This window comes from Pseudomonas sp. 2725, from assembly GCF_050434585.1.
GTDB lineage: Bacteria > Pseudomonadota > Gammaproteobacteria > Pseudomonadales > Pseudomonadaceae > Aquipseudomonas > Aquipseudomonas jessenii.
On the sequence record NZ_JBNDIV010000006.1, the window covers coordinates 495,408 to 508,162 of the forward strand.

General features: G+C 61.1%; 13 protein-coding genes. 9 read left to right on the forward strand and 4 right to left on the reverse strand.

The features are described from left to right. Nucleotides 1–10 precede the first annotated feature (10 nt). The gene (gene madL / locus ABIE16_RS20050; protein WP_154909919.1) at nt 11–427 is read left to right on the forward strand and encodes a malonate transporter subunit MadL; all 417 of its coding nucleotides are present in this window, start codon (nt 11–13) and stop codon (nt 425–427) included. A 1-nt stretch (nt 428) separates the two neighbouring features. After that, nucleotides 429–1,193 carry a malonate transporter subunit MadM gene (madM, locus tag ABIE16_RS20055; RefSeq protein WP_057712938.1) on the forward strand — a complete coding sequence of 255 codons (765 nt, stop codon included), beginning with the start codon at nt 429–431 and terminating at the stop codon, nt 1,191–1,193. Nucleotides 1,194–1,304: 111 nt separating this feature from the next. Here madM and ABIE16_RS20060 read toward each other — a convergent pair whose 3' ends face one another. Further along, a complete protein-coding gene (locus ABIE16_RS20060) occupies nt 1,305–2,219 on the reverse strand; it encodes a LysR family transcriptional regulator (protein WP_057712939.1) in 915 nt (304 codons plus the stop codon). 131 nt (nt 2,220–2,350) lie between these two features. Here ABIE16_RS20060 and trhA point away from each other — a divergent pair, with 131 nt between their 5' ends. Further along, on the forward strand, nt 2,351–2,968 hold the full coding sequence (gene trhA / locus ABIE16_RS20065) for a PAQR family membrane homeostasis protein TrhA (RefSeq protein ID WP_057712940.1): 618 nt from the start codon (nt 2,351–2,353) through the stop codon (nt 2,966–2,968). Here trhA and ABIE16_RS20070 read toward each other — a convergent pair. Continuing rightward, a complete protein-coding gene (locus tag ABIE16_RS20070) occupies nt 2,965–3,882 on the reverse strand; it encodes a LysR family transcriptional regulator (protein ID WP_429521783.1) in 918 nt (305 codons plus the stop codon). The two genes, trhA and ABIE16_RS20070, sit on opposite strands and share 4 nt — an antisense overlap. A 109-nt stretch (nt 3,883–3,991) precedes the next feature. On the opposite strand from ABIE16_RS20070, the gene ABIE16_RS20075 reads away from it, so the two are divergent. From ABIE16_RS20075 to ABIE16_RS20085, 3 genes are read left to right on the forward strand one after another with little or no spacing between them, the layout of a single operon-like run. Beyond that, nucleotides 3,992–5,233: a D-amino acid dehydrogenase gene (locus ABIE16_RS20075; protein ID WP_154909917.1), complete on the forward strand. Its 1,242-nt coding sequence runs from the start codon at nt 3,992–3,994 to the stop codon at nt 5,231–5,233. 27 nt (nt 5,234–5,260) lie between these two features. Further along, a complete protein-coding gene (locus ABIE16_RS20080) occupies nt 5,261–5,611 on the forward strand; it encodes a RidA family protein (protein WP_057712943.1) in 351 nt (116 codons plus the stop codon). Between the two features lie 29 nt (nt 5,612–5,640). Next, entirely contained in the window at nt 5,641–6,543 is a 903-nt protein-coding gene (locus ABIE16_RS20085) for a transporter substrate-binding domain-containing protein (RefSeq protein ID WP_090451909.1), read from the forward strand. A gap of 1 nt (nt 6,544) precedes the next feature. Here the strand turns inward: ABIE16_RS20085 and ABIE16_RS20090 are convergent, their stop codons facing one another. Continuing rightward, nucleotides 6,545–7,264 (reverse strand): 16S rRNA (uracil(1498)-N(3))-methyltransferase, encoded by a 720-nt coding sequence (locus tag ABIE16_RS20090; protein WP_090451906.1) that lies wholly within the window; start codon nt 7,262–7,264, stop codon nt 6,545–6,547. A 149-nt stretch (nt 7,265–7,413) separates the two neighbouring features. Further along, entirely contained in the window at nt 7,414–8,820 is a 1,407-nt protein-coding gene (locus ABIE16_RS20095) for an adenosylmethionine--8-amino-7-oxononanoate transaminase (RefSeq protein WP_057712946.1), read from the reverse strand. A 223-nt stretch (nt 8,821–9,043) separates the two neighbouring features. Between ABIE16_RS20095 and ABIE16_RS20100 the strand changes: the two genes are divergently transcribed. The 3 genes from ABIE16_RS20100 (at nt 9,044) to ABIE16_RS20110 (ending at nt 12,476) form a co-directional block, all read left to right on the forward strand. Further along, nucleotides 9,044–10,792 (forward strand): flavin monoamine oxidase family protein, encoded by a 1,749-nt coding sequence (locus ABIE16_RS20100; RefSeq protein ID WP_429521784.1) that lies wholly within the window; start codon nt 9,044–9,046, stop codon nt 10,790–10,792. 512 nt (nt 10,793–11,304) lie between these two features. Continuing rightward, nucleotides 11,305–11,856, forward strand: coding sequence for a cytochrome b (locus tag ABIE16_RS20105; protein ID WP_407516184.1), 552 nt, complete (start codon nt 11,305–11,307; stop codon nt 11,854–11,856). A 32-nt stretch (nt 11,857–11,888) separates the two neighbouring features. Further along, on the forward strand, nt 11,889–12,476 hold the full coding sequence (locus ABIE16_RS20110) for a YceI family protein (RefSeq protein WP_429521785.1): 588 nt from the start codon (nt 11,889–11,891) through the stop codon (nt 12,474–12,476). Nucleotides 12,477–12,755: the final 279 nt, after the last annotated feature.

Sequence of the window (12,755 nt, forward strand, 5' to 3'; positions counted from 1 at the left end):
GACTACAGCAATGATTATTTACGGTGTGGCGCTGTTGGCGATCTGTACGCTGGCAGGGGTGATCATGGGGGACATGCTCGGGGTGTTGCTGGGTGTGAAGTCAAACGTCGGCGGTGTCGGGATCGCGATGATCCTGCTGATTTGCGCACGGTTGTGGATGCACAAGCGTGGCGGCATGACCAAGGATTGCGAGATGGGCGTCGGCTTCTGGGGCGCGATGTACATCCCGGTGGTGGTGGCGATGGCGGCGCAACAAAACGTGGTCACGGCGCTGCATGGTGGTCCGGTGGCGGTGTTGGCAGCGATCGGTTCGGTGGTGATCTGCGGCTGCACCATTGCCCTGATCAGCCGGACCCATAGAGGCGAACCCTTGCCCGATGAACCGGTGGATGTAACGGCGGTTGGCGCACCGGCAGGAGGTCGCTGATATGTGGGAACTCATCAAGAACGGTCTGGAACACAACGGTCTGGTCACCGCATTCGCCTTTGTCGGCGTGATCATGTGGGTGTCGGTAGTGATCTCCAAACGCCTGACCTTCGGGCGTATCCACGGCTCGGCGATTGCCATCGTCATCGGCCTGGTACTGGCCTGGGTCGGCGGCACGATGACCGGCGGGCAAAAAGGCCTGGCGGACCTGACCCTGTTTTCCGGCATCGGGCTGATGGGCGGCGCCATGCTGCGGGACTTCGCTATCGTCGCCACGGCATTCGAGGTGCAGGCCACTGAAGCGAAAAAAGCCGGCTTGATCGGCGTGATCGCGCTGCTGTTGGGCACGGTGCTGCCGTTTATTGTCGGCGCGTGCATGGCCTGGGCCTTCGGTTACCGCGATGCGGTGAGCATGACCACCATCGGTGCCGGGGCGGTGACCTACATTGTCGGGCCGGTGACCGGCGCGGCCATTGGTGCCAGTTCCGATGTGGTGGCGCTGTCGATTGCCACCGGTCTGATCAAGGCGATTCTGGTGATGGTCGGCACGCCGATGGCAGCGCGCTGGATGGGCCTGGACAATCCGCGCTCGGCGATGGTGTTCGGTGGGCTGGCCGGGACGGTCAGTGGCGTGACTGCCGGTTTGGCGGCGACGGATCGGCGCCTGGTGCCTTATGGCGCGCTGACCGCGACCTTCCACACCGGGCTTGGGTGCTTGCTGGGGCCTTCGTTGTTGTACTTCATTGTTCGCGGGATTGTCGGGTAGTCCGCTGCATCGTCATTGAATGTTCAGACGTCATCGCGAGCAAGCTCGCTCCCACAGGGAATCGCATTCCTATGTGGGAGCGAGCTTGCTCGCGATGGGGTCGATAAGGTCTCAAGCCTGCCGATTGGCATACATCCGACACTCCGCCAGCAACGCCAGCAGATTCGGATCACGCTCCTTGGCTTTCAGGAACACCACGCCAATGTGCTGCTGCAACCGGTACTTTTCCTGCAACGGGATCAGCTTCACCCGGTTCTCGTACACCGCCGCAATCCGCCCCGGCAGCAACGCATAACCCACGCCCGAACTGACCATGCTCAGCAGGGTGAAGATGTCGTTGACCTGCATCGCCACCTTCGGTTCGAACCCTGCCTGCTCGAATACCCGCTTGCCGTCCTGATGTGTGGCGAAGCCCTGGGTCAGGGTGATGAAGGTTTCGTCGCGGACCTCGGCCAGGTCGACTTCGGTTCGCTGGGCAAACTTCGAGTCGGCGGGGGTGGCGAGGAAGATGTCGTCGGAAAACAGCGGGATCTGCTCGCAATCCGGGTCGTTGACACTGTCGTCCAGCGACACCAGGGCCGCATCGACTTCCATGTTCTTGAGCTTGTAGAGCAGGTCGATGTTGGAGCCCAGAATCAGGTCGATGTTGAGCTCGCTGCGGCGGATCTTCAAACCCATGATCAGTTGCGGCACGGTCTTCACCGTCAGTGAATACAGCGAGCCCAGCTTGAAACGTTCGGCGGAGAACCCGGCGGCTTCGCGGGTCAGGCGCACGCTTTCGACGACATCCTGAATCAGCTTCTGCGCCCGCTCTTCCAGCACATAAGCGCTTTCCAGCGGCGTCAGGCTGCGGCCTTCGTGCTTGAACAGGGGGCAGCGCAAGGCGCTTTCCAGGGAATGGATCGCCCGATGCACGCTGACGTTACTGGTCTGCAACTCGGCAGCGGCCCGCGCCAGGTTGCCGGTGCGCATGAAAGCCAGGAACACCTCGAGTTTTTTCAGGGTCAACTCTTCATCGATCAGCATGGGGCGGACTCTTTTTGGAATGACTCGATTGTGCCCAATTACTCCGGGCCCGTCGTACAGAAACATTGCGCTTTTACGCTTCAAGCCTGAGCCTTGCGCTCTGCGGTAACGAATTTCGAGGTGAGCAACGCATGTATCACGGGGAAAGACTGAACGCCTGGACGCATCTTGTCGGGGCCGTGGCGGCGTTTATCGGCGGGGTGTGGCTGATTGTGCTGGCCAGTCTCGACGGCAGTCCGTGGAAGATTGTCAGCATGGCGATCTACGCCTTTACCCTGATGGTGCTTTACAGCGCGTCGACCGTGTACCACAGCGTGCGCGGGCGCAAGAAAGCGATCATGCAGAAGGTCGATCACTTTTCGATCTACCTGTTGATCGCCGGCAGTTACACGCCGTTCTGTCTGGTGACCCTGCGCGGGCCGTGGGGCTGGACGTTGTTCGGGATTGTCTGGGGACTGGCGCTGATCGGCATCCTGCAAGAGATAAAGCCGCGTTCGGAAGCGCGGATTCTGTCGATCGTGATTTATGCGGTGATGGGCTGGATTGTACTGGTGGCGGTCAAGCCGCTGCTTGCGGCGCTGGGCGGCGCCGGGTTTGCGTGGCTGGCATCGGGCGGGGTGTTGTACACCGTGGGGATTATCTTTTTTGCCCTCGATCATCGCCTGCGCCATGCCCACGGGATCTGGCATCTGTTCGTGATCGCCGGGAGCCTGCTGCACTTTGTGGCGATTTTGTTTTATGTCCTTTAAGGCTGTACCGGGACCAGGCGATCCAACTGCTCCCGGGCTCGCCGGCTGAATACCTGCAACAGATCGTTCAAGGTGTGGGGCGGTGGTTCGGCGGCGCGGGTCACTGCGTACAGGGTAATGGGTAACGGCGGTGCCAGAGGGCGGATCGTTGTGGTGGCGGGAGAGGCGCCAAGGGCGGTGAACGGATCGATCACCGCCAGGCCCGCGCCAGATTCCACCATCGCCCGTGCCAGTGAGTAGGTTTGCACGGCGATGCGTACCCGGGGCGGGGGTTCGACCGCTTCCAGGTAACTGTCGAGCCGCGCGGCCAGCGGATCGGCGCTGGATAAACCGATCAGCGGTGCATCCGCCAACGCCATCAGTGGCAACGGTTTACCCACCTCTTCCTGAGGCCAGTAACCACTCGGCGCCAGCGCCACCAGCACGCCGGACGCCAGCGCCTGGGCCTTGAGCCCCGGGTGATCCGGGCGTTGCAGGGTCAGGGCGACATCCACTTCGCGCATCAACAGGTTCTGCACCAGTTCGCGACTGTGGGCGCTGGAGAGTTCGCAAACGATGTCCGGGTAACGCCCGGTCCATTCGTGAATGGCCGGTGGCAGCAATGACAGGGCCAGCGCCGGGGTGGCACCGATGCGCAGGCTGTGGCCAGGTTCGCGGCGCAGGCTCTGCGCCAGGCGTCGTACGCCTTGCAGGCTTTCGCTGACCTTGTCCACTTCGCGCTCCAGCTCCAGCGCTTCCGGGGTTGCCTGCAACTTGCCGCGCACCCGCAGGAACAACGGGAAGCCCAATTGCTGCTCGGCGTGCTGCAACACCTTGCTCACCGCCGGCTGCGAGACATGCAGCAATTGCGCGGCGGCGCTGATTGAACCGGTCTGGCGGATGGCCTGGAAAATTTCGATATGGCGAAGGCGCATGGCAAGTCCATAACCTTTGTTTATGGGTTTGCCATCTTTATGCATTGTTCAACGTCTGTCACCTGGCTCTAACCTTGGTGTCGTCTTCACAACGGTTTTAAGGACGGACATGGCTCAGCGTGTGTGCATCATCGGTGGCGGCGTGATTGGCCTGGCAACGGCCTATGCGCTGGTGCGCGACGGCTTCGAGGTGACGGTGGTCGAGGCACGGGACTCGCTGGGCAGCGAAACCAGCTTTGCCAACGGCGGCCAGTTGTCCTATCGCTATGTCGCGCCCCTGGCCGACGCCGGTGTGCCTTTGCAAGCCATCGGCTGGATGTTGCGCGGAGACTCACCGCTGAAGCTGCGCCCGCGCTTCGACCCGGCCCAGTGGCGCTGGATGGCGTCGTTCCTCGGCGCCTGCCGCCGCTCGGTCAACCGCGAGAACGCCGCGCACTTGCTGCGCCTGGCATTGTTCAGCCAGGACACATTGAAGTCCTGGCGCGAGGATGATGGACTGGCGGGATTCCAGTGGCGACGAAATGGCAAACTGGTGACTTTCCGCCAGAACAGCAGCTTCGAGCATGCGCGCCAAGGCTTGGCCGACCCGCAGCAACAGCAAGTGTTGTCGCCGGCCGAATGCGCGCAACTGGAACCGGCGCTGATCGATGCGCCCTTTGTCGGGGCGATCTACACCCCGGACGAAGAGGTTGGTGACTGCCACGGCTTCTGCCAGCAACTGGCCGCGCGGCTGCAAGCATCCGGCCGTTGCGAGTTTCGTCTCGGGCAAGCGGTGACCGGCATTCGCCACAGCAACGGTAGTGTCAACGCCATCGAACTGGGCGGGCAATTGCTGTCGGTCGATCAACTGGTGATCGCCGCCGGTCACCGCAGTCCGTTATTGGCGCTACCCGGGCTGCAACTGCCGCTTTATCCGCTCAAGGGCTACAGCCTGACCGTGCCGATCGGCGCCGGTCACCGGGCACCGGACGTGAGCATCACCGACTACGACCGCAAGATCGTCTACGCCCGCATCGGTAAGCAATTGCGAGTGGCGGCGATGGTCGACATCGTCGGCTTCGACCCTGCTTTGGACCCCAAGCGTCTGGCGCTGATCAAGCGTCAGGCCCATGACACCTTTCCAAATGCCGGCGCCTATGACGAAGCCGTCGAGTGGGCCGGCATGCGCCCGGCCACCCCCAGCGGCGTGCCGCTACTGGGCGCGACGGCGTATCGCAACCTGTGGCTCAACCTCGGCCACGGCGCGCTGGGTTTCACCCTAGCATGCGGCAGCGGGCGCTTGCTCAGCGAGCTGATCGGCGAGCGCCGGCCTTCCATTGACCTTCAGGGTTTCAGCCACCGGGCCGCCTGAATACTGATTTCTGAAAAGGACACTGCAATGACCATTACCCGACTGCACAGCAACCCGCGCCTGTCTGGCGCCGTGACCTTTGGCGACCTGGTGTTTCTCTCCGGGCAGGTGCCGGGCGATGCCCTGGATGCCACCGGCCAGACCCGCGAAGTGCTGGCGAAAATCGATACCTTGCTGGCGGAGGCGGGCAGCGACAAGGATCATCTGCTCAGCGCGACCATTTACCTGAAGAACATCACAGAGGATTTCGCCGCGATGAACGAGGTCTGGTCGGCCTGGCTATCGCCGGGGCAGGCACCGAGCCGCACCACCGTGCAGGCCGAACTGGCCCGCCCGCAGGTGCTGGTGGAAATCACCGTCATCGCTGCACGCGTCTGATAAACCAACACTCACAACGGAGAATAACAATGCAAAAAATCACGTTGCTCGCTTGTACGCTTGGCCTGTTGCTTGGCAGTCAGGTTCAGGCCAATGAAGCGCCACTGACCGGCACCCTGAGCAAGATCGCCAGCGCCAACAGCATCACCCTGGGCTATCGCGATGCTTCGGTGCCGTTCTCCTACGTGGGTGATCACAGCGGCAAGCCGATGGGTTACTCGGTGGATCTGGCGGGCAAGATCGTCGAGCGCATCCAGCAGCAACTGGCGCTGCCGGACCTGAAGGTGAAGTACAACCTGGTGACCTCGCAGACCCGCATTCCACTGGTGCAGAACGGCACCGTGGACCTGGAGTGCGGCTCCACCGGCGTGACCGCCGAACGGCAGAAGCAGGTGGCGTTCTCCTATGGCTTCATCTATGTCAAAGGCCAGTTGCTGACCGCGAAGGACAGCGGGATCAAGAACTTCGCTGACCTGCGCGGCAAGAACGTGGTGACTACCGCCGGCACCACCAACGAGCGCTTCCTGAAAAGCTACAACGTCGATCACAAGATCGACATGTTCGTGATCAGCGCCAAGGACCACGGCGAAGCCTTCCAGATGCTGCAGTCGGGCCGGGCGGCGGCGTTCTACATGGACGACGCGCTGCTCTACGGTGAGCGCGCCAAGGCCAATGACCCGCACAAGTGGGTGGTGGTCGGGGAGGAGCAATCGCGGGAGATCTACAGCTGCATGGTGCGCAAGGACGATCCGCAGTTCCTGGCGCTGGTCAACGGCGCGTTGGCGGATCTGTACAGCTCGGGCGAGATCAATGGCATCTACAAACGCTGGTTCGAGCAGCCGATCCCGCCGAAGGGTTTGAACCTTGAGTTCCCGATGACCAGCGAACTCAAGGCGATCATTGCCAAACCGGTGAGTGATCCGGTGCAGTAGCCTAGAAATCACCCCAGAGTTGCTGGGCCACCGCCAGTGCAACAACCGGCGCGGTTTCGGTGCGCAGCACCCGTGGACCGAGGCGGGCGGCGTGGAAGCCGCCGGCCTTGGCCTGATCGACTTCGGCATCGGACAAACCACCCTCCGGGCCGATCAGGAATGCCAGACTTGAAGGTTTGGCGTGGCTCACCAACGGTTCGGCCACCGGGTGCAGCACCAATTTCAACTCGGCTTGTGTCTGCTTCAACCAGTCAGTCAGCAACAGCGGCGGATGAATCACCGGCACCCTTGAACGCCCGCACTGTTCGCATGCGCTGATCGCCACCTGGCGCCAGTGCAGCAGGCGTTTGTCGGCGCGCTCGTCCTTGAGTCGGACTTCGCAGCGCTCTGTGAAGATCGGGGTGATTTCAGTGACGCCCAGTTCCGTGGCTTTCTGGATCGCCCAGTCCATGCGTTCACCCCGGGACAGGCCCTGGCCGAGATGGATTTGCAGCGGCGACTCGATCTGCCCGGCGAAGCATTCATCGACCTGCACCACGACGCGCTTTTTGCCGACGTCGACCAGCCTGGCGCGAAACTCCTGGCCCGAACCGTCGAACAACTGCAACGCATCGCCCTCGGCCATGCGCAGCACGCGGCTGATGTAGTGGGCCTGGGCTTCGGGCAACTCGTGCTCGCCGATGCTCAGGGGGGCGTCGATGAAGAAGCGGGACAGTCTCATGCTGGGTCTCTGAAAAAGGGTGTTGGTCATGGAACGGTGGGGACTTCTGTGGGAGCGAGCTTGCTCGCGATGACGATCTGACATTCACCATTGATGGTGGCTGGAAGACCGCTATCGCGAGCAAGCTCGCTCCCACATTGACCGCATCATCAGCCCGGATCACGGAACCCCGGGTGGAAGTCCTTCGGCACCGCCACGCTGACGCTGTCACGGGTCGCGATGTCGATTCCTTCGCTGGCCACTTCGGCAAGGAAGTCGATCTGCTCCGGGGTGATCACATACGGCGGCAGGAAATACACCACGCTACCCAATGGACGCAGTAAGGCACCGCGCTCCAGGGCGTGCTGAAACACCTTCAGGCCGCGACGTTCCTGCCACGGCCAAGCCTCTTTGCTGGCCTTGTCCTTGACCATCTCGATGGCCAGCACCATGCCTGTCTGGCGCACTTCGGACACGTTCGGGTGGTCGACCAGATGCGCCGTCGACGTAGCCATGCGCTGCGCCAGGGCCTTGTTGTTCTCGATGACGTTGTCTTCTTCGAAGATGTCCAGGGTCGCCAGGGCCGCCGCGCACGCCAGCGGGTTGCCGGTGTAGCTGTGGGAGTGCAGGAAGGCGCGCAGGGTCGGGTAGTCGTCGTAGAAGGCGCTGTAGACCTCGTCGGTGGTCATGCACGCCGCCAGCGGCAGATAGCCGCCGGTCAGGGCTTTGGAAAGGCACAGGAAATCAGGGCGGATGCCAGCCTGTTCGCAGGCGAACATCGTCCCTGTGCGGCCGAAGCCGACGGCGATTTCGTCGTGGATCAGGTGCACGCCGTAGCGGTCGCAGGCTTCTCGCAGCAATTTGAGGTACACCGGGTGGTACATGCGCATGCCACCGGCGCCCTGGATCAGCGGCTCGACGATCACCGCCGCGACCGTGTCGTGGTTTTCGGCGAGGGTCTGCTCCATGGCGGCGAACATGTTGCGCGAGTGTTCTTCCCAGCTCATGCCTTCGGGGCGCAGGTAGCAATCCGGGCTCGGCACCTTGATGGTGTCCATCAACAGCGCTTTGTAGGTCTCGGTGAACAGCGGCACATCACCCACCGACATCGCCGCCATGGTTTCGCCGTGGTAGCTGTTGGTCAGGGTGACGAAGCGCTTCTTGTTCGGCTGACCGCGATTGAGCCAGTAGTGAAAGCTCATTTTCAGCGCGACTTCGATGCAGGACGAGCCGTTATCGGCGTAGAAGCACCGGGTCAGGCCTTCCGGCGTCATCTTCACCAGACGCTCGGACAACTCGATCACCGGTTGATGACTGAAGCCGGCCAGGATCACATGTTCGAGCTGGTCGACCTGGTCCTTGATGCGCTGGTTGATCCGCGGGTTGGCGTGTCCGAACACATTGACCCACCAGGAGCTGACCGCATCGAGGTAGCGTTTGCCTTCGAAGTCTTCCAGCCACACGCCTTCCCCGCGCTTGATCGGGATCAGCGGCAGTTGCTCGTGATCTTTCATCTGGGTGCAGGGATGCCACAGCACGGCGAGATCGCGTTGCATCCACTGATTATTCAGGCCCATTTTCACTCTCCTGGAGGCGGTCCGTTACCTGCGCGGACAAACAATCGCGCAAGCCTATGCAATGCGTGCCGCGGGGACAACCCATTGTGTCGAATGAGCTACTTTGTACAGGCCGATAGACGTTGCTGGCGGGCGTCTGAAGGCTGACGTATCCTTCGCGGCTCTTGAGCCGTCTGGCTCGCAAAAACTACTGTTTTCCTCGTGTGATTCCGGAGTTCGCTGAATGTCTGTCGGTTGGCTGCGCGCCTGTGCGCTGGTGATGTTGGGGCTGTTCAGCGTGTCTGCGCTGGCCAAGGATAAAACCGCGATCGTGATCGGCGGCGGCCTGTCGGGCCTGACTGCCGCGTACGAGCTGCAGAACAAGGGCTGGCAGGTCACCCTGCTGGAAGCCAAGTCGAGCCTGGGCGGCCGTTCCGGCATGGCCACCAGCGAATGGATCGGCAATGACAAGGCCCAGCCGGTGCTGAACAAGTACGTCTCGAACTTCAAGCTGAGCACCACGCCGGCCCCTGAATTCGTGCGGACCCCAAGCTACCTGATCGATGGGGAGTATTTCTCCGCCGCCGATCTGGCGACCAAGCAGCCAGCCACCGCCGAGGCGCTCAAGCGTTTCGACAAGACCGTGGACGATCTGGCGCGCTCGATCGACGACCCGCTGAACCCGGCCGCCAACAACACCCTGCACGCGCTGGATCAGATCAACGTGTCGAGCTGGCTCGACAAGCAGAACCTGCCGGCCACCGCCCGCCAGTTGATCAACCAGCAGATCCGTACCCGCTACGACGAACCTTCGCGCTTGTCGCTGCTGTACTTCGCGCAGCAGAGTCGCGTCTACCGTGGCGTCTCCGATCGTGACCTGCGTGCTTCGCGCCTGGTTGGTGGCAGCCCGGTGCTGGCCCAGGCCTTCGTCAAGCAGCTGAAAACCATTAAGACCGCTTCCCCGGTCTCGGCCATCAGCCAGGACAAGGACGGCGTCACCGTCAAGGTCGGCAGCGTCGGCTACCAGGCCGACTACGTGGTGCTGGCTGTGCCGTTGCGCGCCCTGAACAAGATCCAGATGACCCCGGCGCTGGACGCACAGCACCTGGCGGCGATCAAGGGCACCAACTACGGTTGGCGCGACCAGATCATGCTCAAGTTCAAGACGCCGGTGTGGGAAAGCAAGGCGCGTATGTCCGGCGAGATCTACAGCAACACCGGCCTGGGGATGTTGTGGGTCGAGCCTGCCCTGAAGGGCGGTGCCAACGTGGTGATCAACCTGTCCGGCGACAACGCCCGCGTCATGCAGGCATTCGGCGACAAGCAGATGGCCGATCAGGTACTGATTCGCCTGCACGCTTTTTATCCACAGGCCCGTGGTTCGTTCACCGGTTATGAAATCCGTCGCTACAGCACCGACCCGTCGACTGGCGGTGCCTACCTGGCCTTCGGCCCGGGCCAGATCAGCAAGTTCTGGCGCCTGTGGGAACGCCCGATTCAGCGCGTAGCCTTCGCTGGCGAACACACCGACACCCTGTACCCGGGCACCCTGGAAGGCGCGCTGCGCACCGGTCAGCGTGCGGCCAGCCAGGTTGAAGACCTGGCGGCGGGCAAGTCGTTCGAACCGGCGAAAGTGGGTCCGGCCGCCGCAGCGGCGGGCGCTGGTGCGGTGGTGGCGAAGAAAGGCAATTTCTTCAGCAACCTGTTCGGCGGCTCGGATGACGAGAAAAAACCAGAACCAGTCAAGGCACCTGAGCCGGTAGCACCGGTAACTCCGGCACCTGCTCCAGCACCGGTTGCTGCACCGGCACCGGTCGAACCACCGAAGCCTGTGGCACCGGTGAAAACCGAGCCTGCGAAGAAGGCACCGGCCAAGGCCCCAGCCAAGACCGAAACGAAAAAGGCCCCGGCCAAGGCTCCGGTTAAGAAAGCCGAGACGGCGAAGAAGCCAGCGGCCAAACCTGCAACGGACACTGTGACCAAGGCTCAGTAACGTTCAGGTGTAAAAAAGCGCGGCCCCAGGGTCGCGCTTTTTTTTGCCATCAAACATCAACCATCCGGTTTGGCTGTGCGGTCCTACATGCTGCTGCGATGCATCAGAAGCTTCTCACAAAAGATTCGGAGCTAAATGATAAGCGGCAGCCATCAGGTGTCTGGATCGGGGAGGGCGGAGCCTGCCAGGACGGCACCGGTCAAAAATGTTGAACCGGAGAGCAGTGGGGCCACTGACACCAAGACTCAGCAACGTTCAGGCGAAAAAAACGCGGCTCAAGGGCCGCGTTTTTTTTGCCTGGAGAAAAACCGGGACCAGAATCGAATAAACCTTTTGATACAGGTGTTCTCCGGTTTGTATTCACTTTTTCTCACAATTTCGCCTTTAATCTTTCCTTAACTCGCAGGCTTCAGACTCTTGATCGCATTTTTCGATATTTCAAAGCAAATTTTTCCGCTTTAATTCGATAGATAACTCGATAGTCTTGGGCCAGCACTTACAGGATCTAGGCAATGCAGCTACGTAACTCTACCTCCCGCTATGGCTGGGTCAGTATCGTCATTCACTGGGTTGTGGCACTGGCGGTCTTCGGTCTGTTCGCGCTTGGGCTGTGGATGGTCGGGCTCGACTACTACAGCACCTGGCGCAAAGACGCGCCGGACCTGCACAAGAGTATCGGCCTGGTGTTGCTGGGTGTGATGCTGCTGCGGGTGCTGTGGCGCTTCATCAGTCCACCGCCGCCAACCCTGGCCAGCTACAGCCGCATGACGCGCCTCGGCGCCAGGTTCGGCCATGGCTTTCTGTACCTCAGTCTGTTTGCCGTGTTGATTGCCGGTTACCTGATTTCCACCGCAGAAGGTGTCGGTATCCCGGTGTTTGGCTTGTTTGAAGTCCCTGCGCTGGTATCCGGACTGCCGGACCAGGCAGATACCGCTGGCGTGATCCACCTCTACCTGGCGTGGGTGCTGGTAATTTTTTCCGGCCTCCATGCGTTGGCAGCATTGAAGCACCACTTTATCGACCGTGATGTGACCCTCAAGCGAATGCTGGGTCGCAAAGCCTGAAGTTCAACCTCGACTCCAAAGGAAAACAAAGCATGTTGAAAAAGTCTCTGGCCGCTCTGGCAATCGGTTCCGCCCTGTTGTCCGCCGGTAACGTAATGGCCGCTGACTATGTGGTCGACAAAGAAGGCCAGCACGCCTTCGTTGACTTCAAGATCAGCCACCTGGGCTACAGCTTCATCACCGGTACTTTCAAGGACATCGACGGCAAGTTCAGCTTCGACGCTGCCAAGCCTGAAGACAGCAAGATCGAGTTCAACGTGAACACCGCCAGCGTTTTCACCAACAACGCCGAGCGTGACAAGCACATCTCCAGCAAAGACTTCCTGAACGGCAGCAAAGCCACGTTCGTTTCCACCAGCGTCAAACCCACCGGCAAAAACGCCGCTGGCAAGGACACTGCCGATGTAGCTGGCGACCTGACTATCCTCGGTGTAACCAAACCAATCGTGGTCAAGGCTACTTTCCTGGGTGAAGGCAAGGATCCATGGGGCGGCTACCGTGCAGGCTTCGAGGGTACTTTCAGCCTCAAGCGTTCCGACTTCGGCAAGCAGAAAGACCTGGGCCCATCGTCCGATGCGGTTGAGATGTACGTGACCTTTGAAGGTGTAAAAGCGAAGTAATGCTGAGACTGTAGGAGCGAGCCTGCTCGCGATAGACCTGAGAACGCCGCGGAGCATCAGGCTTCCAGGGTTATCGTTGACGACCATCGCGAGCAAGCTCGCTCCCACAGGTTTTTGCACTGATCAAAAAAATGCCCCGGACCTTTCGGTTCGGGGCATTTTTTTATTTCAGCGATAACTCAGCTGCTGAGACTGTAGGAGCGAGCCTGCTCGCGATAGACCTGAGAACGCCGCGGAGCATCAGGCTTCCAGGGTTATCGTTGACGACCATCGCGAGCA

Coding starts and splice junctions, on each gene's coding strand:
- madL (WP_154909919.1), top strand. CDS start 11: ATGATTATTTACGGTGTGGCGCTGTTGGCGATCTGTACGCTGGCAGGG.
- madM (WP_057712938.1), top strand. CDS start 429: ATGTGGGAACTCATCAAGAACGGTCTGGAACACAACGGTCTGGTCACC.
- ABIE16_RS20060 (WP_057712939.1), bottom strand. CDS start 2,219: ATGCTGATCGATGAAGAGTTGACCCTGAAAAAACTCGAGGTGTTCCTG.
- trhA (WP_057712940.1), top strand. CDS start 2,351: ATGTATCACGGGGAAAGACTGAACGCCTGGACGCATCTTGTCGGGGCC.
- ABIE16_RS20070 (WP_429521783.1), bottom strand. CDS start 3,882: ATGCGCCTTCGCCATATCGAAATTTTCCAGGCCATCCGCCAGACCGGT.
- ABIE16_RS20075 (WP_154909917.1), top strand. CDS start 3,992: ATGGCTCAGCGTGTGTGCATCATCGGTGGCGGCGTGATTGGCCTGGCA.
- ABIE16_RS20080 (WP_057712943.1), top strand. CDS start 5,261: ATGACCATTACCCGACTGCACAGCAACCCGCGCCTGTCTGGCGCCGTG.
- ABIE16_RS20085 (WP_090451909.1), top strand. CDS start 5,641: ATGCAAAAAATCACGTTGCTCGCTTGTACGCTTGGCCTGTTGCTTGGC.
- ABIE16_RS20090 (WP_090451906.1), bottom strand. CDS start 7,264: ATGAGACTGTCCCGCTTCTTCATCGACGCCCCCCTGAGCATCGGCGAG.
- ABIE16_RS20095 (WP_057712946.1), bottom strand. CDS start 8,820: ATGGGCCTGAATAATCAGTGGATGCAACGCGATCTCGCCGTGCTGTGG.
- ABIE16_RS20100 (WP_429521784.1), top strand. CDS start 9,044: ATGTCTGTCGGTTGGCTGCGCGCCTGTGCGCTGGTGATGTTGGGGCTG.
- ABIE16_RS20105 (WP_407516184.1), top strand. CDS start 11,305: ATGCAGCTACGTAACTCTACCTCCCGCTATGGCTGGGTCAGTATCGTC.
- ABIE16_RS20110 (WP_429521785.1), top strand. CDS start 11,889: ATGTTGAAAAAGTCTCTGGCCGCTCTGGCAATCGGTTCCGCCCTGTTG.